Origin of the sequence: Cytobacillus sp. FSL M8-0252 (assembly GCF_038007345.1) — a bacterium.
GTDB classification, from domain to species: Bacteria; Bacillota; Bacilli; order Bacillales; family Cytobacillaceae; genus Cytobacillus; species Cytobacillus kochii.
The window spans coordinates 835,554-858,479 of sequence record NZ_JBBOWZ010000001.1 but is presented as its reverse complement, the minus strand read 5'-3'; the positions used below and the strand labels follow the sequence as shown (position 1 = coordinate 858,479).

Below are 22,926 nucleotides of genomic sequence, written 5' to 3'. Positions count from 1 at the left end.
ATCTATTGTTTTAATTCAATTTCTGATCCTCTCTTCTTATACCATTGATAAAACGCTAAACGGAAGGATTCGGGTACACCATACATGTGAGTGTGTCGCACAGGTTGCGCTCGATTGATAGTCGTAATCTTAGCAATGCCTAGTATTTTCTCGAGGGGTCCCCTATTCATTTCAATTTCAATCACTTTATCACGTCTAGTTAGAAATAACGTCGTCGCTAAGCTCCCAGTCTTTAATTGAATAAAACGCTCATTCAACACATAGCGGCTATTATAGTAATCTAGGAACCTTAGTAAAACAACTAAAATAAGTACAAGCAATGAAAACAACCACCATGGAATATTCATATTTAACACATTTGGTTGGAAATAATATAATAATGCCGTTGCAATGATCCAGAGCCAACTAGGTTTCAACAACCTGGCAAAAAGAGCATTTTTCGGAAGCTTGTGCATCTCTTCTTCTACTTCATAGTCTGGTAATATTTCATATATTAGACGAAAGGCATCCTTCTGCGGTAAAAAAGGGAACAAAGAGCTTGTCTCCATTGAGGAATCCCCGCCTCCTCCTCCTGTCTGACCAGCACTCGTTAGTTTCACTTCTGCAATACGTAAAATTCTTTTCATTAACGTTTGCGTTATTTCGACAGCTTGGACCTTTTCCTTTGAAATAGAAAAGCTGACTTCATCTAGTACGCCTCTAGAGATATAAATCCTATCAACATCTGAATAAATTCGATAATTACCATATTTTATATATGTTTTTATCATGCCAAATATGGTTGAAGTCACAATAAGAAAAATAACAACAAGTGCCGTTAACCACCAGGCACTTAATATAAAGTGAATGGCACCTTCCGCTTCTTTCTCAACATTAATAAAATCATTGATCATAAAAAACAGTGAGCCTAAAGCAGGAATTAAAAGCAAAAAGCTTAATGACGTCATTGAAGCTTTTATAATATCCTTCTTGCTGGCAGCAAAATGCAGTTTTCTATCTTCTATATATTCTTCTACCTTTTCCTCTTCACCTTCGGACACTTTGATATTACGTGTACTTTTTTCTATCCAGTCTTCCAAATGGTCCGCTTCTTCTTTAGAAAGCACCTCGAATTTTATTGTCCCACCTTCACCAGACATACCTGTCTCAAACTTCAAGGAGGTCTTTCCTATTAACTTATGTAGAAAAGTCGTATGTCTATTTACATTTTGAACCTTACTAAAAGGAATGGTTCGTTTATGTTTTGTGAAAAAGCCTTCACGTAAGTAAAAAGCGACCTCATCTATCTTATAAGTTGTAGTCAGCCATTTAAAGATAACAAAAATAATAGAAAGAATAAGTAGTATGGCGGCAATAATTCTACCGTAACCAATCCAATCGGCCTCTCGATTAAAAATAAATAAGTAAAGAAAAGCAAAAAAGAAAAACTTCAAAACACCCCATATATGAAAAGCAATGGTTAAGCGAGAATATCGTCTGTAATCCATTATTCATCTACTTCCTTTATTTTTGCATAATAAGCAATCGTATTTCTCAGTTGCATCGCTATTTCCTTTGATAGCATAGGGATTGTATGGGTTGAACTCATCGTTTCGACAGAAAGACCGTATAATTGATACCTTCTCTGAACTGGTCCTTGATTCGTTGCCACAGATTGAATCTTTGTCATTGGTACTAATTCATATTTTTCTATAAACACTCCTTGCTTAATCTGCAAGAATTCCTCATCTACTTCATAACGGAAGTTTTTATATAATAGGTAGGGTTGAATCGTTAACGAATAAATCATAGATAAAACAGTAAGACCAAGGACAATCCATAGAACCCATCCTACCCAATCCCACCAATCAAATCGAGCGTCAACGTAAAAAAGTATAGCAAGAATTGGCAACCATATCGCATTCCCAATTAGTTCACTAATTAGCATCGCTTTTATACTATTCTTAGATAATCTCTGTTTTGGTATTGGTAAATCTATATCCATCTTTATTCTCCTTCTGACTGATTTTACTAATATACGGTTAGAAGCGGGGTTAGTTTCATCTGTTATCATTTTGCAAGATATAATCAGAGTAACAAGACTTAAAACGAAAAGAAATATAAAGTTTTTTTACTAGTACAAAACTCTATAAACCTTATACATTTTTGTAAACATGACAAAGCTATTATCTTTTGTTCAACAAACTTGCCTCCTTGGTACTGAATGTCATTTCTATTATGTATTGAGTGAGTAGCGTTTGAATCTACTTATCTGCTCTATGAATTCCTGCTCTTTTTGTCTATTTTTATATAAAATTAATATATATCATCGTATTAACAAATTGAAACATGCTATGCTCAAAAGAGAAGGAGGAGAGTAAAATGATTCTTTATCAAAATTGAAGAAGTTAATTGAATGTGCCTCATTAAATGAATTCATGAAATACACATTCAGGAGGAATTAAAATTGGATAAACAAACGAAATGGAATAGTCTAACAAAAAAGCAACAGGAAGTGCAATTTTCCGGGAGTATTTGTGTACAGAAGCATGATCGTACAATATTTACAGAGAACTTTGGTTACGCAATCCATTCTGAAAAAATCAAAAATCATTCACATACTCGCTTTTCAATTGCATCTGGTAGTAAGATCTTTACATCTGTTGCAATTTGTAAGTTGGTAGAAGAAGGTAGTATCACATTTGACACGAAAATCATCGATTGTTTAGATATTGAATTTCCATATTTTGATAAAGAAATTACCATTCATCATTTACTAACTCATACATCTGGCATTCCGGATTATTTTGACGAAGATGAAATGGATGATTATGAAGACCTTTGGAAAGATAGGCCAATGTATCAGATTCGTTCTGTAAAAGACTTTTTGCCAATGTTTCAATATAAAAAAATGAAAACCAAAGTGGATAGCCCTTTTAAATACAATAATACTGGCTATATTATTTTAGGCCTTATTATTGAACATATCAGTGGCATGAATTTTGTTGACTATATCAATAAAAATATTTTTGAAATAGCTGGCATGACTGACTCAGGATATTTTTCAATGGATGAACTACCCGAAAGCGTTTCATTGGGATATTTGGAAAAACCAGATGGAACGTTGAGATCGAATATTTTTTCTCTACCTGTAAAAGGTGGACCTGATGGCGGTGCCTATGTTACTGCAATTGATATGGGGATATTCTGGGAATCGTTAATGAATGGCAAACTCTTAACAAAAGATATGACTCGCAACTTATTGATTCCTCAAGTAAACGTGTCAGAAGATATCTTTTACGGTTACGGTGGTTATATGGAAGCAAATGAACTGGGTATCGTGAAATATATTCAGATGGGATATGATCCAGGAGTAAATTATCGTTCAGTACATTATCCAAAACAAGCTCTTACCATAGTTGTCTGCTCAAATAAATCAGAAGGGGCTTTTGAAATTCTTAAAGAAATAGAAAATATAATATTTACTCAGTAAATGTGAATAAGAGCTATTTTTTCACTATTAGCTCTTATCTTTCTTTTTTTAATTTTTTTCAAATACAAGATAAATTCCCTCTCCTATGCTCACTAGTTTTCACAATCCTCCTCCCTATAGACCTATACGAAGTAACATGTAAAAGGGTCATCCTCTATATGAACTGGCTTTAGCGTACAATCAAGCTGTTACTTTTTTTTATCATAAAAAAAGTAGCCAGAAAAAGGGCTACTCTCAGTCTATTCATCTTCTCTCATATTCAACTTGATAGATATATTCTATATATTGATTAAACTGCTCATCATAAACATATTTAAATGACCATTTCATCATATTTGTAACTAATTTATATATCCAGTTTGATGGAATCAATGTAACATTCGCTATAAACTTTGTTCCTTCTGGGAGGATTTCGAGAATGTATTCTGTCCTACTTATTCCTTCTTTCGTCTTCGTCTCTACTACAGCATAAAAAGGTGGATCATACTTAGAATAAACAGCTTGTAACTCATACACCTTTTTTCCAATTTTCTGCCTTGTAGTGAACATCGATCCTTCTTTTAAATCACTTTCAGCTCCATCATAATGATTTTCAATGATTTGTGTATTCCATTTTAATACATGTTGATCTTTATTAAGACATTCAAAAACTAAATCTATATCTGCCTCAATCTCTGATTCGAATCTATAACATTGTATTTCTTTCATTTGTCTTTCTCCTAAACATTTTAATTAACATCCAAATATAATTATAACCTATTGAGGGAAAAATTGTTAACTAAATCATTCATTTTTACTATTCAACTGATCCTGATTCATAAACTCTTTGCAAGAATAGAGACTATTTATCTATGACATTACGAATCCCTCGGAAGCTCGTTACGAAATATACTTCTCCACACGTAATCTTGATGAAAACTTAGGGACTGGCGATAATGACCTAGAAGGATGATTATTTATACCTGCAAACAGTTATCCAACCAATCAACCTACGCTCCTAATAAGTTACGAGGTTTCCGGAACTGGCGCCTTCTTTGCTTTAGAAGGGAAACAACCATACCGAGGGTGAGTTCATTCTTACTGTGTAGCCAGGAGAAACACTATTTGAAACCATTATGGACAACCTTTAATGAGAACAATGATTTGAGGAATACACATCTTATTTTTGATTATGCTCAAGAGAGGACGGTGGACTGTGAAAAATGGAGAGTATTGGCTTTGCAATTTGTTTGATCTGATAGATGCAATTCGAGATACTTTATTTCGTTTTGGTGGGCCTGACTCGATTCAGGTCGATTTTAAGCAGATTTCTTATTTTTGGGGTGAGTCTGTCTCGATTCACATTTCGAGGCAGACCTCTTTGTTTTTTTGGCTTATTGACTGCAAGGATTTCACCGTTAGCCTAGATAGAGCCCTCAATTCCTCCTTTAAGACATACTTATATTGCTTGAATCACCTTTTTCACACTTCGGATAATGCCTGCGTAACCTGTGCACCGACATATATTTCCTGAGAGTGCTTCTAATATTTCTTCATCTGTTGGTTTCTTGTTTTTCTCTAATAATGCTTTCACAGCCATAATCATCCCCGGTGTGCAATAGCCACATTGAAATCCACCTTCTTCTAGAAATGCCTTTTGAATTTCATGCAGTCCATTTTCACTTAAGCTTTCAACCGTATGAATACTCTTTCCGTTTAGTTGATAAGCTCTCATGAGACAAGAGTTGACGAGTTCACCGTCTACTTCTACAGAGCAGGCACCGCATCGACCAATTTCGCAAGAGATTTTGGCGCCTGTTAATGAGAGGTCTTCACGTAATATATCAACTAATCTTTTTGTTGCTTCAACTTGTAGTTTCTGCTGTTCACCATTAACAGTGAAAGAAATATTGATTTTTTGCGAATTCACCTTTACCTTTTCTATCAAAAAACCCTCTCCCTCCATGTAATATCTCTTCTCGACTGACAGGTAATTTCGTCACCCAATGCCCCGTCGCATCATAGATGGCTCTTACGATTGCAGGAGCTAATGCTACTGTTCCGATCTCCCCAACGCCTCTTGGGCCATATATATCTCCCTCCCATAAGTCCTCGATTGCTCTCACATTCATTTTTGGTGGAATGTCTTGGATCGTGGGCAGAATATAGGTGTCAAAGTTTTCTGCAGTATAGCGACTTTGCTTCATGGCTGCTTCTTCTAACAATGTGTAGCCTAGCGCCATAATCGTACCGCCCTCGATTTGCCCAATATAACCAGTAGGATTCACAACAGGTCCGGCAGAAACAGCTTGATCGATATCTGTAACCTTGATCGCTCCCGTTATAAGGTCGACTTCTACTTTCACTGCCACCGCTGCAAATGAGTACAAGAAATGACCACCCGGAATACTATTTGGCGTGGTTGGAAAGTCGAATTTCGTGTCTATACTAATGGGTTCATTCTCAAGAAAAAGCTGTTCAAAAGTAAGTATCCTTTGGCCATTTAGCCAAATCCCCTTCCCTCCAACATATAATTGTTCTTTTTGATAACCTGATATTTTGGTTGCTGTATCTAATAGTTTTTCTATAAAGGGCCCCTTTAGCCTTTGTAAACTGTGCCAAATCATACTCGTGCCTCTTGATGCTGTGGAAGAACCTGAGTGTGGCACCTTGTCTGTATCCCCTATTACAATGTGTAAATCCTCTGAAGAACACCCGATAGCCTCTGTTGTTACATTTTCAATAACCGCTAACAAACCTTGACCTACCTCTTCAAATCCAAAGGCGATCTCTATTTTCCCTTCATGGTTCAGACTAATTTTTCCACCAGAAGGATCCAATCTACCAAAACCTAACCCTCCTCCATGCATGGTTAGCGCTAACCCTACTCCCGTTTTCTTCCATGGATTGTCGCTCTCACTTTTATCTATCGCTAATAGCGGTGACTGCGCGATCTCATCTAAAACAAGCGCATCTCCATTAGTCGGTGCAATAATTTGTCCAACTGGACCAGGATCTGTTCCTTGTCGCAAGTTTTTCTTTCTTAATACAAGTGGTGAAATATGTAAGCCATCTGCCAACCGATCAATTTGCCCTTCTAGAGCAAATGTAATCTGATTACCACCGAACCCTCTGAATTCACCTGCCACACCATTATTTGTAAAAACAGAGTAGCCTTTTGTTTTTACATTTGGTATGGCATAAGGGCCAATAGCGTGTTCCACTGCAAAATCTAATACAGCTGGACCAAGTGTGGCATATGCTCCTGTATCTGCAATAATTCTTACTTCGTGAGCAACAATCTCCCCCGTTTTCTTAGCTCCTGTTTTCATCGTAATTTTCATTGGGTGCTTTTTAATACCAGAGATCATTGATTCTCTACGTGATTGATGAATTTTCACCGGTCTTCCTGTTTTCAATGCTAATATGGCTCCGTAAGGCTGAATATTTAACTCATCTTTACCGCCAAATGACCCTCCCATCGGACTTGAAATTACACGAATACGCTCTTCTGGTAAATTTAATATTCTCGCTAATTGTAGTCTATCCTTGTAGCCATGCTGCGTGCCCGCATATACAGACAGCCTGCCATCTTTTTCTGGGACAAAAACCCCACCTTCAGTTTCCATATAAGCATGCATTTGCCGGGGCAGTAGATAGGTTTCTTCTATAATAACCTCACATAATTGGAAGCCTTCATCAACATCACCGTTTTCATAAGATGCTTCATGAAGGATATTGCCACCAGAATGTAATGGGATACTATCAGGGTTCATTGCGTCATCGGGGTCATCAATAATCGGTAATGGTTCATAGATTACTTCTATTCGTTTAAGTGCTTTTGCAGCAATTTCAGGAGTGATTGCCGCTACTGCTGCCACCGCATCACCTACATAGCGAACAACTTGATCACAAAAGACAGGCTGATCTTGCGTAATCAGACCAAATCCATTTAATCCAGGTACATCCTTACTTGTTATTACGGCTAGGACGCCAGATAATTGTTCTGCCTTTTCAATATTTATTTGCTGAATTTTCGCATGAGGGTACTCACTACGCAGCACTTTTCCATAAAGCATATTTGGAACTTGCAAGTCTGTTAAATAATTTAATCCACCAGTTACTTTTCCCATTCCATCCGGCCTTGGACGGGAAGACGATAAATTACTTGTATAATCCGCCATATTCTCCACTCCATTTTTCTAATTCTGAGATTAAGAGATTACTCGCTACTTTCAAACGATAATTACTCGAATAAAAAGCATCTTCAACTGGCTGATACTCTGTCATTACCGTTTGATACACCTTTTTTAAAATATTTGAATCCACAATTGGTGCATGTTTTAAAATAGATTCTACATTTCTTAACCTCATAGGTTGTTTCTCCCCGCCACCCGCTGCTATTCGAACATTACATAGCTGATTCTCTTTTATTGTTAACTTGCCAGCCAATGTAACAACAGATGTTGAGAATGCCTCCCTGCGACCGATTTTTTTAGTAAATAAATAGCTTTCTCTATTATCAAATGGAATAATAACCTCTAATATAATAGAATCTTCAGTCATTTTTGACCAATCCTGCAAATCTATTCGCTGTTTTCCATCTTTATTTAAATATAGTATTTCTGCATCGAGGGCTAGTAAAAGGGGGATTGTATCACCCACCTGATTGGCAATATTGCCTCCTATCGTACCTAAGTTTCGAACAGCAGGCGCAGCGATTTTCTCAATCGTTTGTGATAATTGGGGTAGTTTTTTAATAATCAGAGGATGATTCTTACATTCCGCTAGCTTAACAAAAGAACCGATGTGAATCTGACTTTCCGTGTCCATGTAGATTTGTTTATATTCCGAAATGCCACCTAGATGAAGCATTTTTGAAGGAACGGCGGCCCCTTTTTCCCATTTGGTTTGTAAAAATGTGCCTCCAGCGATAAATGTGATCGCCTCATCATATGATTTCCACATTGTCCATGCTTCCTCAATGGTAGTAGGCGAAGCAACGGTTGTTTCTAATATCCTCATGATAACTACTCTCCTTTTACATTTCCTAGCTCCCTTTATTTGGTATAAACAAGTGTCCTACAATTGGCTTGTTTTCCATTTTCCGTAACCACCTTTTGTTTAACCGCAATTAATTGTGCCATAACGCTAATCGCAATTTCCTCAGGTCCCTCTGCGCCAATCGATAAACCAACAGGCGTGTAGACATTCGATGGTACCGATTCCCCTTCTAATAACCTCATCGTCCGTCTATTAGAACCAATGATACCTATATATTTAAATGGTCGATTGAGCACATATTGTAAAATTTCTTTATCTCGTTCAAAATGATGGGTCATAATCACAATATGGTCTTGGGGATGAAGCGCTTTTGGTAACACTTCATGTGGAAAACCTATTAATAAACGATCTGCTTGAGGAAATCTTTCTTTACTACATAAAGCTTCGCGCCAGTCAGCTACTGTTACATGGAAGCCTGTTTTATGAGCAAAATCACAAAGAGGGACGCCATCTTCCCCTGCACCAAGGATAAAAAGACGAGGCTTTGGATGAAACCACTGAAAATAACGATAAATAGATAGCTCTTTTGAGTAGTGGATACCACTCTTCATCTCTTTTAATTCCATATTGGCATCTATGTTTAATGCTTTGGTCCAATAGTTATTATCATCAACGATAACTGTGTAACCTATAACCTCATAATCCTCGGAAAGCTTCTTTACTGTTAAAATAGATCGTCCTTGTAAAAGCTGTTCATTAACCTTTTCTAGATGAGCTTGATAACTTGCATCAATCTTCTCTAACAGGACACGAATTTCACCATTACATCCCGAACCTTGTCCCCACCCAAGATCATCTTCACTTTTTAAATTGTATAAAAAAGATTTTGATTGACCATCGATTAGCGTTTCTGCCCTATACTTAATATCTTCTTCCAAGCATCCTCCACTAAGGACACCAATAGTTGAACCAGATTGCTTGATTAACATGGTTGTGCCTTCTTTTCGATAAGCAGACCCATTCACTTGAATCACTGTCGCTAACACATCACCTTCTGTAGGCGATGCCTTGAATATTTGATGAATATTATCCATCTTCACACACCTCTTTCACTCAGCTGCTAAAGGTTTAAAATGTATTATCTTCCATTTTCTCCTTTTCCGCTACTAGTGTGTTAGATTTTCTGACAATAGAAATGAATTTCTTACAGCGATGTAGTTAACTACTAGTCCCCATTTTCGTTTGCTCTGGCTTTAGCCAATGACCTCTATTTCTCATGTTTACTAATTGTCCGTCTTCAAAAACTACTACTCCGTTGTTCATCGTAAGTTTGACTGCACATGGGAAAGTTCTCTCCATATACAAACTGTGCTTATGCTTAGCGAAGAAATTCTTTTCTGCAACAGTGAAGGATTCTTCAAGTGAGATCCATGTTAAATCAGCATCTTTGCCCACTTCGATATGCCCTTTTGTATTTAAATTGAATCTGTCAGCTGGATTACCTGCTATGAGTGCCGCCACTTTATAAAAAGGAATGTCATAGGTTATTGCAAGTTCAATTAATGCTAAAAGGGTAAATTGCCCGCCACTAATTCCACCCCAAGCGGAGAATAAATGATGGACGGTTGGATCTTTCAATAGATAAGGTGATGGTGAGTGATCGGAGGAGACCATATCAATTGCGCCTTCTATTAATAAACGAATCAATTTCTCTTGCTCCTCCACTTTTCGTAATGGCGGGGCGCATTTGGCTACCGCTCCTTTGTCTTGCAAATCATTATGATTAAACAATAAGTAATGAGCACATGTTTCAACTGTAATGTCTAGTCCCATTGCCTTGGCAGCTGTAATTTTTAAAATAGCCTCCTCAGAGCTAATATGGACAAAATGAAGAGGACAGCCCGTTATTCTTGCATATGCGATGGCACGTTCCACCGCTTCCACTTCTGCGGCGATCGGTCTAGATGCTAAATAATCATCCGCAGTTAATTGACCATTCGTCACTTTCTCCTTCGTTAAGAAATCTGTCATTGCGGCACTTTCCGCATGGAGTGCAAGTATTTTTTTCAATGAAGCAATCTCTTTCATACCAGCAATTAATGTTAAATCATCAACACGTTCGAATTCTTCATTTCCACTTTCAGATAAAAACGCTTTAAAACCTATTGCCCCATTATCTGCTAATCCCTTCAGCTCCAGGATATTTCCTGGAACAAGGCCACCCCATAAAGCAAAATCCACAACTGACTTACTTTCTCCCATCTCCGCTTTATTTAACAATGCCTGCGAATCAGTAGTAGAAGGAATCCCATTTAAGGGCATGTCAAAAAAAGTTGTTCCTCCTCCTGCAGCAATCATCTGAGAGCCCGATTCAAAACCTTCCCATTCGTCTCTGCCTGGGTCATTAAAGTGAACATGAATATCTATCATACCTGGAAAAATATAATAACCTGCCGCATTTTTCTCGTCTTTACTTGTGGCTGTAATACCTTCCTCAATGGCGACAATGATACCATTTTTAATGGCTATATCGGTTTTCTTCACTTCATGAGGTAAAACAACATTGCCGTTGCGAATAATGAGATCATATGTAGCCAAAACCAACACCTCCCTGTTTATTTAAAGTATCGTCATAGCTGATTCCTCAGCTGCATATATATCCATTGCTGCCTGAAGCGCTTCGCCGCGATTTACTTGGACTTCGTGACGGATAAGGACTGCTTCTAATCCGCCGAGAACAGCAAGCACATTTTCTTTTCGACAGCTATATCCCATTGTACCAATACGCCAAATCTTCCCTTGTAATGGTCCAAAAGATGAAGCAATTTCTATACTGAACTCCTTAAGCAACATTTTCCGTACGGATTCACCATCAACACCAGCAGGGATTTCTATACATGTCACACATGGAAGCTTATGTTCAGAATCACCATATAGCTTTAACCCCATTGCTTGAATACCTGTCACCAAAGCTTTTTCATGAAGGAGATGGCGGATAAAACGAGGCTTTAACCCCTCTTCTAGCACAAGTCGTAAACCTTCATAGAGCGCATAAACCATCGATGTTGCTTCTGTATGATGATTCAATCTCCTTGGGCTCCAATAATCCATAAGCATGGCGAGATCAAAATAATTACTTGCAATTGCCATTCGACTACGTTGATACTGCTCATCTTCTGCAGTTGCAATACCTGCCTCTACCTTTTTCCGCTCTAATATAAGCTTCTCAATCCGCTCGTTAAATGTAATGGGTGCCATCCCAGCAGGAACGGATAAACATTTTTGCGTTCCCCCTATTAGCCCATCTATAAACCACTCATCTGTCTTTACCTCTACGCCACCAATAGATGCGACTGCATCTACGACGAGAATCGCATCCTGTTCTCTACAAGCCTTTCCGATTTTTTCTAGAGGTTGCATTCTCCCTGTAGATGTTTCACCATGGACAATAGCGACCACTTTAGGTGAGATTTTTGCCATTTCTGCGATGACTACATCTGGGTCAAATACCTCTCCCCAAGGACATTGTATCGAATAGACATCAGCACCGTACCTTTCACAAATCTCCACAAGTAAATGCCCGAAACGCCCATAAATTGGAACAAACACTTTATCACCAGGTTCAATAATACTTGCTAAGAGCGCTTCGTTTCCTGCTCTTGAAGTACCATCTATCGGAAAGGCCCAACGGTTCTTTGTTTGAAAGACTTGACGAATCATTTCCATGACTTCATTCATCAATTTTGTAAAAGCTGGATCGAACTGACCTAATATAGGTGTACTCATCGCTCTCAACACACGAGGATCTACCTCAACTGGACCTGGTGTCATAATCGTACGACTAGGTGTATTCAAGCTATTAAACCCCATATATATCCACTCCTTCTATTCATAAGCTAATTGATATAAAATATCTGTTAACAGTTTTACTCCTACTTCCAAATCTTCTGAGCTCGTAAACTCTTGCGGGTTATGACTAATGCCGCCTTTGCTTGGGACAAAAATAAGATTAGTAGGAAGTGTACTTGCAAAAACTTGTGCATCATGACCGGCGCCACTAACGATATCTTGGAAAGAAATTTGCTTCTGTTCCGCTAACGTCTTGATTTTACTATGCATCATGGCATCCATTGCGACAGGTTCTACATTCATCCATTGTTTCCAGTCAATGATCAGATCATTAGACTTAGCTACCTCTTCAAAATAAGAAAACACGGACATACAATATTCATCCAATACATGTTGTTTATGGTGGCGAATATCTAAACTAAACTCGACTTCCCCTGCCACAACATTGGGTACATTTGGTTGCGCTTCAATTCTTCCCACCGTAGCTACTAACTGGGAGTCGATACTTTCTGCTTTTTTCGTTAAGAAAGAAATAAGTTTTGAGGCTGTCACAACCGCATCCCTGCGAAGGTTCATTGGTGTTGTGCCTGCATGATTGCTTTCTCCTTTTATCCGTATATTGTAACGTCGCTGTCCAACGATATGTGTCACAATACCAACCGCATTTTGATTTCTCTCTAGTACCATCCCTTGTTCGATATGTACCTCTATAAATCTTGCAATATCACTTCTAATTGGTTGAATATATTTTTCTGTTTCAAAGCCCGCCTCCTTCATCGCATCCATAAAAGGAACACCGTTTGCATCGACTAATCCTCTAGTATGACCAATATCGTACATGCCGGTTATATTTCTTGATCCCCAAAAGGTTAAAGGGAACCGACTCCCTTCTTCTTCACAGAAAGAAACGACTTCAATTGTTTTTTTGGGCTTGCCATAAGAGGCATAGAGCCTCGACACCGCAAGCAGGCTAGCAACAATCCCATAAGCACCGTCATACTTTCCGCCGTCAATAACCGTATCAATATGGGAACCTGTCAATATGACTGCATTATCTTCATCTGTTCCCTGCAGCCGGCCAAATAAATTACCAACACAATCAAAATAAGCATCTAACCCGATTGCCTTCATTTTATTTTTCAAAGCTGATTGCGCTTCACACCAAGCTTTAGAATATAGTAATCTCGTAACGCCTTCATTGGTTGTTTTACCAAATGACGAAAGCCATTCAATCAATTCTGCTATCTTTTCCTTATTTGTATCATGAAATTCTCTTACATGAATGGCCAATCCTTTCACTCCCCTCTTTACTTATGGAATATTTTCTTACATAATTATGTTATATAAAACAATTTTACTTTTTATGCATCGAAACATCATCAGCAAAAATGTACAAATTTTCATACAATTTTATGCACATTAACTAATCCATATAAAAAAGAAGATGCAAACGAAAGGAGTCAGCCACATGAAAGTTTCTAAATTACTCTCTTCCCCTTCATTAGAAGGGATGAGAGTTGTAGCTGGAGAAAGCGGGATCAAACGTGAGGTACATACGGTTAATATGATGGATGCACCTGATATTATTCCCTTTTTGAATCGCCATGAATTTTTAGTGACAACAGCCTATCATTTAAAAGACCAGCCACATTTACTAAATGAATTAATACAAGCGATGGCTAATCAAGGATGTGCAGCACTTGGTATAAAAACAAAAAGGTTCTTAGACTCTGTTCCTCCATCTGCATTGAAGCTGGCAAATGAATTAAATTTCCCCATCATCGAACTGCCACTCGCCTTATCACTTGGAGATGTAATCAACCATACTTTAAGACTGATTTTAGATAGCCGCGCGAATGAATTAACTGCTGCTTTAGAAACACATAAACATTTTACGAACATCATTCTTCAAGGAAAAGGTATAGAAACATTGATGAAAGAATTAAGCAAGATAATTGATTGTTCTGTTCATTTAGTCGATCAGCATCTTCATTCTCTCTCTGACCAACAACACCAACTAGAAATATTCGTAATGAGAGAAGATATCGAGAGAGAAATTAAACGGATTTCATCATCCAGCCCTATCTCTATTTCCTTTTCACTACTTGTATCCAAAAAAACTTATCATCTATTTCCTATAAACATTAGCGAAAAGAAGCAAGGTTTCTTAATTATAGAAGGAGAAATCCCTCAGGAGAATCACCTCAATATCTTAACGATTGAACAAGCGACGAATGTACTCTCCTTCGCCCTTATGAAAGAGCATGCACTAAATACACACGCAAAAAATATACGCAACGATTTTTTTCTCCACTTCTTAGATGGGACCTTCAAGTTACAAGATGAAATTATTAATCGCGCCAAAGAGTTCTCTCTTCAAAATGATTGTGACTATATTTGTGTTGTCGGAAAGGTCGATCAAGCAAATCCACACGATTCTTTCACACAACGCCAACAAAAATCTGATAATATATTTGAATACTTGGAAGAAGTGATACACCAAACCACTGTCAACGTTCATTTCTTTACCAAAAGTGATGAATGTATCTTGCTCTTTGAAGCCCATCAAGGGTTATCACCTTATATGAATATATTAAAAGACATCCAATTACGAATGACAAACCGCTTTAATCAAACCATTTCTTTCGGTGTAAGTAATGTGAGCCATTCCTTTGTCCAAGTGAGAACAGCCTATCACGAAGCAAGTGAATCTCTTTCTCAAGGAGCAATCTCAAAAAGAACCAACTTTATTCAATCATTTCAAACAAGGGATATATTAGAATTACTCCGCCTTATTCCCGAAAAAGAGTTGAGTCATTTTTACACCCATGCATTTAAGGGGTTCTTATCGATTAAACCTGATGAAAGAGAATCATTACTACAAACACTTTCTGTCTATCTAGAAACACATTGTCAAATCTCCGAAACAGCAAAAAGGTTATTTGTCCACAGGAATACAGTTGTCTATAGAATAGATAAATGCGAAGAAATTCTCGGTAAAGATTTAAAGGATCCAGAAACAACCTTACAATTACGTACAGCATTACGGATGAAAAAACTATTAGAAGCTTAAAACAGCCCAACCATGCACCTTACACAAATAAGTTAGTCATTTTTAGGCATATTGAACAATGACAATAATCAGAATATTGTTTATTATGTTAAATATAACAACATTCAATGTTATATTTCTTAACATTATAAACAGGAGGGTTCACTTTGGGAGAAAATATTCATCCATCAAAAACATTCTCATTAGGGTTACAGCATGTCCTTGCTATGTACGCTGGTGCCATTTTAGTACCAATCTTAGTTGGCGGCGCTTTAGGTTTCTCCCCTGAACAACAAGCCTTCCTCATTTCTATTGATTTGTTAACTTGCGGGGTTGCTACACTGTTTCAATCTGTCAAAAATAAATACTTTGGAACAGGGCTCCCTATTGTCATGGGTACTTCATTCGTAGCCGTATCTCCCATGATTACAATCGGTAGTAATTATGGGATATCAGCCATATACGGGGCGATTATTATAACAGGATTGTTCATTATTTTCTCTTCAAATATATACGGCAAGCTTGTAAAATTATTCCCTCCAATCGTAACTGGTACCGTCGTCATCATTATTGGCCTCTCACTCATCCCTACAGGAATTAAAAATATGGGAGGAGGCACGAATAATCCTGATTTTGGTTCAGCTGAAAACTTATTGCTCTCCTTTGGTGTTCTCGCACTTATTTTACTAATGAACCGCTTCTTTAAAGGGTTCTTACGTGCTATCTCTGTTTTAATTGGGATATTCATTGGGACATTCACGGCGGCACTAATGGGGAGGGTAGATTTTCAATCCGTTCAAGAAGCTTCTTGGTTACACCTTCCGGCCCCTTTTCATTTCGGATACCCTACATTTGAAATTGTTCCTATTTTAACAATGATCTTAGTAGGCACAGTCATTCTTGTCGAATCCACTGGTGCTTTTCTTGCACTAGGGAAAATGGATCATAAAGAGTTAAAAGAAAAGGATCTCGCTCGTGGATATCGAGCTGAAGGAATGGCCTTTACTTTAGGTGGAATTTTCAACGCTTTCCCTTATAGTACATTTGCTCAAAATGTCGGACTTGTCCAATTATCTGGAGTAAGGTCAAATAAAGTCACAATTGCTGCTGGTTTTATTTTAATTGTACTAGGCTTAGTTCCTAAAATCTCTACTTTGGCTACACTCATTCCTCCTTCGGTTTTCGGCGGTGCCACTGTAGTCATGTTTGGAATGGTCGTCACCTCTGGTATACGCATGCTTCAAAGAGTCGATTTTACGAACAATAACAATCAACTCATTATTGCTTGCTCGATTTCACTAGGACTAGGGGCATCCGTTGTTCCGGAATTATTCGCCCATTTACCTGAAACCCTTCGAATTATCGTCGGCGATGGAATTATTACCGGCAGCCTAGCAGCCATTATCTTAAACCTTCTTTTAACCAAAAGAAAAACAAAGGAAACACAGCCGTTAAAAGAGACGAGTATGGAACCCCAATTAAAAAGTTCATAGAAAGGAGTTTTCAATCATGTATACAATTCAAGAAATCAATAGAATCAGTGATGCATCATTTATCCAAATATTTGGAGGTGTTTTCGAGCATTCCCCATGGGTCGCAGAAAAAACGCTCATGGCGAAACCATTTTTATCATTTGATCACCTCTATCAAACGATGGTTCACACAGTGGAGGAAACATCAAATCAAAAAAAGCTTGCACTTATTAAAGAACATCCCAACTTAGGCGATCGCGTTCAAATGAGTGAAAATTCCGTTAACGAACAAGAAAACGCTGGTTTAAATCAGCTCACAGAGAAGGAGTATAAACAATTTATTTATATGAATCAATCTTATATGGACAAATTTGGATTCCCATTTATATTAGCTGTTCGCGGGAAAAACAAGGATGAAATTTATCAATCAATGGTAGAGAGAGTCAAAAACGAAAAAGAAGAAGAGTTTCATCAAGCACTGGCAGAAATCTATAAAATCGCCTTATTACGACTTGAAGAGGTCATTATTAAAGATTCATTCACAACAAACTAGAAAGGATGAAAAACAATGAGCTTAGAAAGATTACATGAGAGAGTACAAATGGACCTTTCTTATTTGAACATAAACTATACGGATACATGGGTACCGCAAACTAAACATATTAAGAATCATATATATGATGTCGTCATTGTCGGAGGCGGGCAAAGCGGTTTAGGTGCTGGATTTGCTCTTTTACGAGAAAAAATCACAAACTTTCTCATTATCGATGAGAATCACGAAGGCTATGAAGGGCCATGGGAGACTTATGCAAGAATGGTTACTTTAAGAACACCGAAACATATCACCTCAATTGATTTAGGCCTTCCTTCCCTCACCTTTCGTGCTTGGTGGGAAGCCCAAACAGGCAAGAATGGCTGGGATCAAGTGGATAAAATACCACGTCAGGATTGGATGAATTACCTCAGGTGGTATAGAAAAGTCCTGCGTTTACCCGTCATAAACGATGTCAAATTGCAACTCGTAGAACCTCTTGAAGGTGGTTTACACCGACTCCATATCAACCAAACAGAAGAACCTGCCGCTCCCCTTCTTGCGCGCAAAGTTATTTTAGCGACAGGTATTCAAGGTGGAGGAGAGTGGCATATACCACCACTTGTCTCTGAAAATCTACCGAAAAATTTCTATGCCCACACTTCCGAAAATATCGATTTTAACTCATTAAAAAATAAAAAAATCGCTATTCTAGGTGGTGGCGCCTCCGCATTCGATAATGCCAATTACGCCCTTAGTTCAGGAGTAGCAGAAGCGCATGTTTTTGTTCGTCGTAAAGAAATGCCTAGAATCAATCCGATACGGCAAATGGAAGCCTCAGGTATGATAGAAAGATATCACTCGTTATCAGATGTGGATAAATATACGGTCATGACTCATTTCTTTCAAAATAATCAACCACCGACGAATGATACATATAATCGCGCTTCTGCTTGGCCAGGTTTTAACCTTCATTTGGATTCACCTTGGCAAGAAGTAAGTCAAGCAAATAATCAGGTGGTAGTCACAACCCCTCATGGGTCCTTTTCATTTGATTATCTCATTATTAGTACAGGACTGTTCACTGATCCTGCCTTAAGACCAGAGCTAAAATTAGTCGAAAAATATATTGCTCGTTGGGAGGATAAATACCACCCTCCAAAGAATAGTGCAAGCCCAGTTCTAGATGCACATCCTTATTTAAGCACAGGTTACTCCTTTACGAGTCGCGATAAGGAAGGAGAAAAATATCTTCATGGACTTTATACATTTAATTATTCTGCTTTAATCAGCTGTGGTATTACTGCCGCTGCTCTTTCTGGTATGAAATTCGGCTTACCGCGACTAGCTAAGGCGATTGCTGATGAACTTTTCCAAGATCATAAAGAGCAAATTTTGCAGGATTACTTTGATTATCAAGTGACTGAATTTACAGGAACGTGGCCAATCAACCCTCAAACCAGACAAAGTAACACAATATCAGCTATTGAAAATTAAAAGGATATTTCTCGAGAGAAACATTCTACTATAATTAAGGAGTTTAAAATGGCAGGACTAACAACACATATATTGGATTTAACCCACGGTACACCGGCTTCCAATGTAATTGTGGAGCTTTTCATCCAAGAAGCAAATCGCAATAGTTGGAAAAAGATAAAAGTAGTAAAGACCAATTCAGACGGTCGCTTAGATGCTCCACTACTTACTAGAGAAGAAATGAAAATAGGAAGCTATGAACTGATCTTCCATGTCGGGGTGTATTTCCGTGAAAAAGAGATCGCCCTCCCCGACCCACCATTCTTAGAGGCAGTCCCTGTTCGTTTCGGAGTGTCAAATATAGATAAGGATTATCACGTCCCCCTTCTCATTTCACCTTGGGGATACCAAGTATATCGTGGAAGCTAGTAATGAAAGTTTCATAGCTACTCCACAATACCTAACTACCTTAGCGTAGTTAGGTTCTTTTTATTTCACAATAAGAACCAATTACAATAGATACTTCCTATGAATATCGAATCAATTTCTAATTCATTATAAACTTACACTTCTATATATGTTTAGAGTTTAAACACTCGGGAAAAATAGAGGAAATACCTTACAGAAATGAGTTGATACTATCGATAATCCAATCAATGGCGAACATAGGAATTTCCAACAGAACATAACTAAGCACTCAACATACAATCTCATCTCTGGTATTCTCTTCGGACTTGGTTTGGTTGCATTTATTGATGAGATGGTTTTTCACCAACTATTAAGTTGGCATCATTTTTACGATCAATCCACAACAAAGATTGGATTACTTTCTGATGGGTTATTCCATGCGTTTAGCTGGTTCGCTACAGTAGCAAGTCTATTTATGGTAGCTGACTTACGCAGAAGAGAATCTTGGTGGAAAAAAAGATGGATTGGCGGGGCTTTATTAGGTATTGGTTTATTTAATTTATACGATGGTTTAATCCAACATAAAGTGTTCAAATTACATCAAATTCGCTACGGAGTTGATGTGCTACCTTATGATTTGGTATGGAATATCACTGCTGCAGTGATTACGATTATCGGAATCATTATCATCCGTAAAACTAATCAGTCACAAAGTAAGTAAAGCTAAAAAGGGGGACACTATGCCTGATCAACAACACTTTGACATAACCATTCTCTCATATATTTTAGCGACTCCTTTTTTTCTTTTAATCATTCTCTATGGAATCGCTGTCATCAAATCTAATCAATCTTACCGTCAGTGGTCATGGTATCACACAGCATGTTGGATTGGTGGAAATGTACTTTGTATAGTAGCAGTTGCTGGCCCTTTAGCAGAGGCTTCACACCAATTTTTCAGTGTCCATATGGTTGCCCATTTACTTTTAGGCATGATTGGCCCACTTTTTATGGTGCTAGCAAAACCAGTAACGCTCCTACTGCGTTCATTACCTGTAAAAACGGCTAGAAAAGTGACTACTACCTTAAAAACGAGACCATTTCACCTTTTATTAAATCCCCTATTTACTACGGTTTTAAATATTGGTGGACTATGGGTATTATATCGAACGGAATTATTCACAATGATGCACCATTCAATGCTGTTGTACATCGTCATTCATGCACATATCTTCCTAGCTGGTTATTTTTTTACAGCATCAATCATCTATATTGATAAATTTCAACAAGGTTATAGTTTTCAATTTCGAGCCATTATACTTATTTTAGCTCTCGCTGGGCATCAGATTTTAGCCAAATCTTTCTATGGTTACCCTCCTTCAAGTGTAGGAAGAACGGAAGCTGAAAAAGGAAGCATGATTATGTATTATGGAGGCGATATTGTTGACCTAGTGATTATTATTATTTTCTGTTATCAATGGTTTAAAGTGACAAAACCTAAAAGGTATCAACCTCATTCTGTATAATCAGAATTTGAATAGCTAGTGGACTCTTTTTGCACTAAAAGTGAAATCCACTAGCCTTCCTATCAATATACTTTCGATTCTTTTTTCATTTCCTCAATAACCGATTGTCCTTCGGTTTGATCTGCATCATTCCATCGCCATTGTTCATGTAATCTCATTCGTCCATCTGGTAGGTATTCAGGCGTTGAAGAACAAGTACCACCTCTTACTTCATCTTTGATATTTACATGATTATAGTTAAACAATAAAGAACCATCCTCCTTTACAATACCGATTAACGTTCCTTTTCTAATTTGTCCGCCATAATAACTAGCAGAAATGATATTTCCTTCTTGGCTATAATCAAAATAAGTTTGATCAGAGACTTCGCCATTATTTGTATTCTCTATTGATACAAATTTCTTTCCGTTATAATTAATCAAGTTGATTCCTCGCTCTCACTTTTTTATTAAAGAGACCCAATAGGCGTCTCCGCCCCCAGGTGCAGAAGCTCTTATCTCCCCGCTAAAGTAGATGATTACCTCATCACCGACTGACAATTGACCTACCTTTTTTTCTGGCATATAAGTTGGTAATGTAAATTCAACCCCTTGATACATGTATGTTTCTCTTAACTCTTGTTTTGATTTGTATTTAATATTTTCAGCATCCGCCACAACCCAAATAGATTGGCCACTTTCTATAATGACACCCTTGTAGGTCGGCGTATAAGTAAAGAAAAGAAATCCTCCAATACTAATAATGAGGAAAAGAGCTAAAGTACAGATGAGATACTCTCGTAAGATTTTCACCCTCTACCTCCTTACAACCTACTTTCACCATAAATTCCCTCTAAACAAGTTCTATTCTCCTGCAAACAAGCCGAGTAGATTTTCTTATTTTTATCAATGCCTCCTAAATTTACTTATTATTATAAATATTTTAACAGAAAAATGGTAAGATGAAGCAGAATACAATAAAAAAATTAAAGGAGGATAATATGCGTAGATTCTTTAAGTTATCAATTGTCGCTTTTCTCGTTTCCTTTTCTACTCTATCATTCGATTCTTCGCAAACATCTGCTGCTACCTTACCAGTATCACAAGCCATCGACAGGCAAAATAACACTATACAATCGGTGGAAGGCTATATAGTAGGTAAGCCTACCTCAACCAATACAGTAATTACTGGCAACTATCCAGCTGATTACTCCTTAGCTATTGCTGATTCTCGCACAGAAACAAATACTGCTAATATGCTTTATATTCAGATTCCCTCACAATTCCGCACACAGTTCGGCCTTAAGAGCAACCCCGAATTACTTGGTGAGAAGATAACAGTAACCGGCAATCTCACAGCGTACTATTCACATCCTGGATTGAAAAACACAACTGAAATGATCAAACAATCCGAAGAAGAGGAACCTGAAGGACCTGATGAGGAAAATAATGCCCCTGGTTCTTATTATGATTCTGCTACTGGAAAAACAGGCGAAGCATTAAAAACCGCGTTACACAATATCATTGATGACCATACCGAAATTTCGTATAGTGCCGTTTGGGAAGCATTAAAGGCAACGGATGAAGATCCAAATAATACGAATAACGTCATCCTTTTATACACTGGCAGATCACAAAGTAAATCAACGAACGGTGGAAATCCAGATGAATGGAACAGAGAACATGTGTGGGCTAAATCACATGGTGATTTCGGAACATCTATGGGCCCTGGAACAGACCTACATCATCTACGCCCAACAGATGTATCAGTGAATGGCTCTCGCGGTAACAAAGATTTTGATAATGGCGGCTCTCCACAAGGTGAAGCACCTGATACCTATACGGATAATGATTCTTGGGAACCACGTGATGAAGTAAAAGGGGATGTCGCGAGAATGATTTTCTATATGGATGTCCGTTATGAAGGCGACAGTGGGGAACTGGATTTAGAGGTGAATGACCGCGTAAGCAACGGTTCAGCTCCATATCACGGCAAACTCTCAACCTTAATTGAGTGGCATAACTTAGACCCTGTAGATGACTTAGAACGACAAAGAAATGATATTATCTATAATGACTATCAACATAATCGTAATCCATTTATCGATCACCCTGAATGGGTTGAAGAAATTTGGAATTAATTAAGGAAAAGAAAAGCAGTCTTCAATTGTGACTCTAAGA

22 protein-coding genes are annotated in these 22,926 nt (G+C 37.8%); 10 read left to right on the top strand and 12 right to left on the bottom strand.

Annotation, left to right across the window (positions count from 1 at the left end):
* Positions 1-2: 2 nt before the first annotated feature.
* Both MKX83_RS04480 and MKX83_RS04475 read right to left on the bottom strand, forming a co-directional pair.
* The gene (locus MKX83_RS04480; protein WP_307314979.1) at positions 3-1,487 is read right to left on the bottom strand and encodes a PH domain-containing protein; all 1,485 of its coding nucleotides are present in this window, start codon (positions 1,485-1,487) and stop codon (positions 3-5) included.
* Positions 1,487-1,984 (bottom strand): PH domain-containing protein, encoded by a 498-nt coding sequence (locus tag MKX83_RS04475; protein WP_307314982.1) that lies wholly within the window; start codon positions 1,982-1,984, stop codon positions 1,487-1,489. The genes MKX83_RS04480 and MKX83_RS04475 overlap by 1 nt, the downstream gene beginning before the upstream one ends.
* Positions 1,985-2,446: 462 nt before the next feature.
* Between MKX83_RS04475 and MKX83_RS04470 the strand changes: the two genes are divergently transcribed.
* Positions 2,447-3,472, top strand: coding sequence for a serine hydrolase domain-containing protein (locus tag MKX83_RS04470; protein WP_307314983.1), 1,026 nt, complete (start codon positions 2,447-2,449; stop codon positions 3,470-3,472).
* Positions 3,473-3,715: 243 nt separating this feature from the next.
* Here the strand turns inward: MKX83_RS04470 and MKX83_RS04465 are convergent, their stop codons facing one another.
* On the bottom strand, positions 3,716-4,180 hold the full coding sequence (locus MKX83_RS04465; RefSeq protein ID WP_095370529.1) for an SRPBCC family protein: 465 nt from the start codon (positions 4,178-4,180) through the stop codon (positions 3,716-3,718).
* A 396-nt stretch (positions 4,181-4,576) separates the two neighbouring features.
* On the opposite strand from MKX83_RS04465, the gene MKX83_RS04460 reads away from it, so the two are divergent.
* Positions 4,577-4,705 carry a hypothetical protein gene (locus MKX83_RS04460; RefSeq protein ID WP_307314985.1) on the top strand — a complete coding sequence of 43 codons (129 nt, stop codon included), beginning with the start codon at positions 4,577-4,579 and terminating at the stop codon, positions 4,703-4,705.
* A 205-nt stretch (positions 4,706-4,910) separates the two neighbouring features.
* Here MKX83_RS04460 and MKX83_RS04455 read toward each other — a convergent pair whose 3' ends face one another.
* The 7 genes from MKX83_RS04455 to allC form a co-directional block, all read right to left on the bottom strand.
* Positions 4,911-5,417: a (2Fe-2S)-binding protein gene (locus MKX83_RS04455; protein WP_445293153.1), complete on the bottom strand. Its 507-nt coding sequence runs from the start codon at positions 5,415-5,417 to the stop codon at positions 4,911-4,913.
* The gene (gene pucD / locus MKX83_RS04450; protein ID WP_341054316.1) at positions 5,344-7,635 is read right to left on the bottom strand and encodes a xanthine dehydrogenase subunit D; all 2,292 of its coding nucleotides are present in this window, start codon (positions 7,633-7,635) and stop codon (positions 5,344-5,346) included. The genes MKX83_RS04455 and pucD overlap by 74 nt, the downstream gene beginning before the upstream one ends.
* The gene (locus tag MKX83_RS04445; RefSeq protein ID WP_341054314.1) at positions 7,616-8,476 is read right to left on the bottom strand and encodes an FAD binding domain-containing protein; all 861 of its coding nucleotides are present in this window, start codon (positions 8,474-8,476) and stop codon (positions 7,616-7,618) included. The genes pucD and MKX83_RS04445 overlap by 20 nt, the downstream gene beginning before the upstream one ends.
* Positions 8,477-8,511: 35 nt before the next feature.
* Positions 8,512-9,549, bottom strand: coding sequence for an XdhC family protein (locus MKX83_RS04440; protein ID WP_341054312.1), 1,038 nt, complete (start codon positions 9,547-9,549; stop codon positions 8,512-8,514).
* Positions 9,550-9,673: 124 nt separating this feature from the next.
* The gene (gene allB / locus MKX83_RS04435; protein WP_341054310.1) at positions 9,674-11,053 is read right to left on the bottom strand and encodes an allantoinase AllB; all 1,380 of its coding nucleotides are present in this window, start codon (positions 11,051-11,053) and stop codon (positions 9,674-9,676) included.
* 21 nt (positions 11,054-11,074) lie between these two features.
* Entirely contained in the window at positions 11,075-12,325 is a 1,251-nt protein-coding gene (locus MKX83_RS04430; RefSeq protein WP_341054308.1) for a pyridoxal-phosphate-dependent aminotransferase family protein, read from the bottom strand.
* A 15-nt stretch (positions 12,326-12,340) separates the two neighbouring features.
* Positions 12,341-13,594, bottom strand: coding sequence for an allantoate deiminase (allC, locus tag MKX83_RS04425; RefSeq protein ID WP_095370535.1), 1,254 nt, complete (start codon positions 13,592-13,594; stop codon positions 12,341-12,343).
* Positions 13,595-13,772: 178 nt separating this feature from the next.
* Here allC and MKX83_RS04420 point away from each other — a divergent pair, with 178 nt between their 5' ends.
* The 7 genes from MKX83_RS04420 (at position 13,773) to MKX83_RS04390 (ending at position 20,767) form a co-directional block, all read left to right on the top strand.
* Positions 13,773-15,377, top strand: a complete 1,605-nt coding sequence (locus MKX83_RS04420) for a PucR family transcriptional regulator (protein WP_341054306.1) — start codon at positions 13,773-13,775, stop codon at positions 15,375-15,377.
* A gap of 146 nt (positions 15,378-15,523) precedes the next feature.
* A complete protein-coding gene (locus MKX83_RS04415; RefSeq protein ID WP_341054304.1) occupies positions 15,524-16,849 on the top strand; it encodes a nucleobase:cation symporter-2 family protein in 1,326 nt (441 codons plus the stop codon).
* Positions 16,850-16,865: 16 nt separating this feature from the next.
* The gene (gene uraD / locus MKX83_RS04410; protein ID WP_341054303.1) at positions 16,866-17,381 is read left to right on the top strand and encodes a 2-oxo-4-hydroxy-4-carboxy-5-ureidoimidazoline decarboxylase; all 516 of its coding nucleotides are present in this window, start codon (positions 16,866-16,868) and stop codon (positions 17,379-17,381) included.
* Between the two features lie 15 nt (positions 17,382-17,396).
* On the top strand, positions 17,397-18,857 hold the full coding sequence (locus MKX83_RS04405) for an NAD(P)-binding domain-containing protein (protein WP_341054301.1): 1,461 nt from the start codon (positions 17,397-17,399) through the stop codon (positions 18,855-18,857).
* 48 nt (positions 18,858-18,905) lie between these two features.
* A complete protein-coding gene (gene uraH / locus MKX83_RS04400) occupies positions 18,906-19,265 on the top strand; it encodes a hydroxyisourate hydrolase (protein WP_307314999.1) in 360 nt (119 codons plus the stop codon).
* 223 nt (positions 19,266-19,488) lie between these two features.
* Positions 19,489-19,965: a DUF2243 domain-containing protein gene (locus MKX83_RS04395; protein ID WP_095370541.1), complete on the top strand. Its 477-nt coding sequence runs from the start codon at positions 19,489-19,491 to the stop codon at positions 19,963-19,965.
* Positions 19,966-19,984: 19 nt separating this feature from the next.
* Positions 19,985-20,767, top strand: a complete 783-nt coding sequence (locus MKX83_RS04390; RefSeq protein ID WP_328199793.1) for a cytochrome c oxidase assembly protein — start codon at positions 19,985-19,987, stop codon at positions 20,765-20,767.
* A gap of 62 nt (positions 20,768-20,829) precedes the next feature.
* Here MKX83_RS04390 and MKX83_RS04385 read toward each other — a convergent pair whose 3' ends face one another.
* Positions 20,830-21,189, bottom strand: a complete 360-nt coding sequence (locus MKX83_RS04385; protein WP_180317008.1) for a n-acetylglutamate synthase — start codon at positions 21,187-21,189, stop codon at positions 20,830-20,832.
* 15 nt (positions 21,190-21,204) lie between these two features.
* Complete coding sequence (locus tag MKX83_RS04380; protein WP_095370542.1) at positions 21,205-21,558, bottom strand: DUF3221 domain-containing protein; 354 nt, start codon at positions 21,556-21,558, stop codon at positions 21,205-21,207.
* 188 nt (positions 21,559-21,746) lie between these two features.
* Between MKX83_RS04380 and MKX83_RS04375 the strand changes: the two genes are divergently transcribed.
* Entirely contained in the window at positions 21,747-22,886 is a 1,140-nt protein-coding gene (locus MKX83_RS04375) for an endonuclease (protein WP_341054295.1), read from the top strand.
* Positions 22,887-22,926: the final 40 nt, after the last annotated feature.

What these genes read in the sequence shown, in the direction of transcription:
- MKX83_RS04480 (WP_307314979.1), bottom strand. Translation starts at nt 1,487, where the DNA reads ATGGATTACAGACGATATTCTCGCTTAACCATTGCTTTTCATATATGG.
- MKX83_RS04475 (WP_307314982.1), bottom strand. Translation starts at nt 1,984, where the DNA reads ATGGATATAGATTTACCAATACCAAAACAGAGATTATCTAAGAATAGT.
- MKX83_RS04465 (WP_095370529.1), bottom strand. Translation starts at nt 4,180, where the DNA reads ATGAAAGAAATACAATGTTATAGATTCGAATCAGAGATTGAGGCAGAT.
- MKX83_RS04455 (WP_445293153.1), bottom strand. Translation starts at nt 5,417, where the DNA reads ATGGAGGGAGAGGGTTTTTTGATAGAAAAGGTAAAGGTGAATTCGCAA.
- pucD (WP_341054316.1), bottom strand. Translation starts at nt 7,635, where the DNA reads ATGGCGGATTATACAAGTAATTTATCGTCTTCCCGTCCAAGGCCGGAT.
- MKX83_RS04445 (WP_341054314.1), bottom strand. Translation starts at nt 8,476, where the DNA reads ATGAGGATATTAGAAACAACCGTTGCTTCGCCTACTACCATTGAGGAA.
- MKX83_RS04440 (WP_341054312.1), bottom strand. Translation starts at nt 9,549, where the DNA reads ATGGATAATATTCATCAAATATTCAAGGCATCGCCTACAGAAGGTGAT.
- MKX83_RS04430 (WP_341054308.1), bottom strand. Translation starts at nt 12,325, where the DNA reads ATGGGGTTTAATAGCTTGAATACACCTAGTCGTACGATTATGACACCA.
- MKX83_RS04420 (WP_341054306.1), top strand. Translation starts at nt 13,773, where the DNA reads ATGAAAGTTTCTAAATTACTCTCTTCCCCTTCATTAGAAGGGATGAGA.
- uraD (WP_341054303.1), top strand. Translation starts at nt 16,866, where the DNA reads ATGTATACAATTCAAGAAATCAATAGAATCAGTGATGCATCATTTATC.
- MKX83_RS04405 (WP_341054301.1), top strand. Translation starts at nt 17,397, where the DNA reads ATGAGCTTAGAAAGATTACATGAGAGAGTACAAATGGACCTTTCTTAT.
- uraH (WP_307314999.1), top strand. Translation starts at nt 18,906, where the DNA reads ATGGCAGGACTAACAACACATATATTGGATTTAACCCACGGTACACCG.
- MKX83_RS04390 (WP_328199793.1), top strand. Translation starts at nt 19,985, where the DNA reads ATGCCTGATCAACAACACTTTGACATAACCATTCTCTCATATATTTTA.
- MKX83_RS04375 (WP_341054295.1), top strand. Translation starts at nt 21,747, where the DNA reads ATGCGTAGATTCTTTAAGTTATCAATTGTCGCTTTTCTCGTTTCCTTT.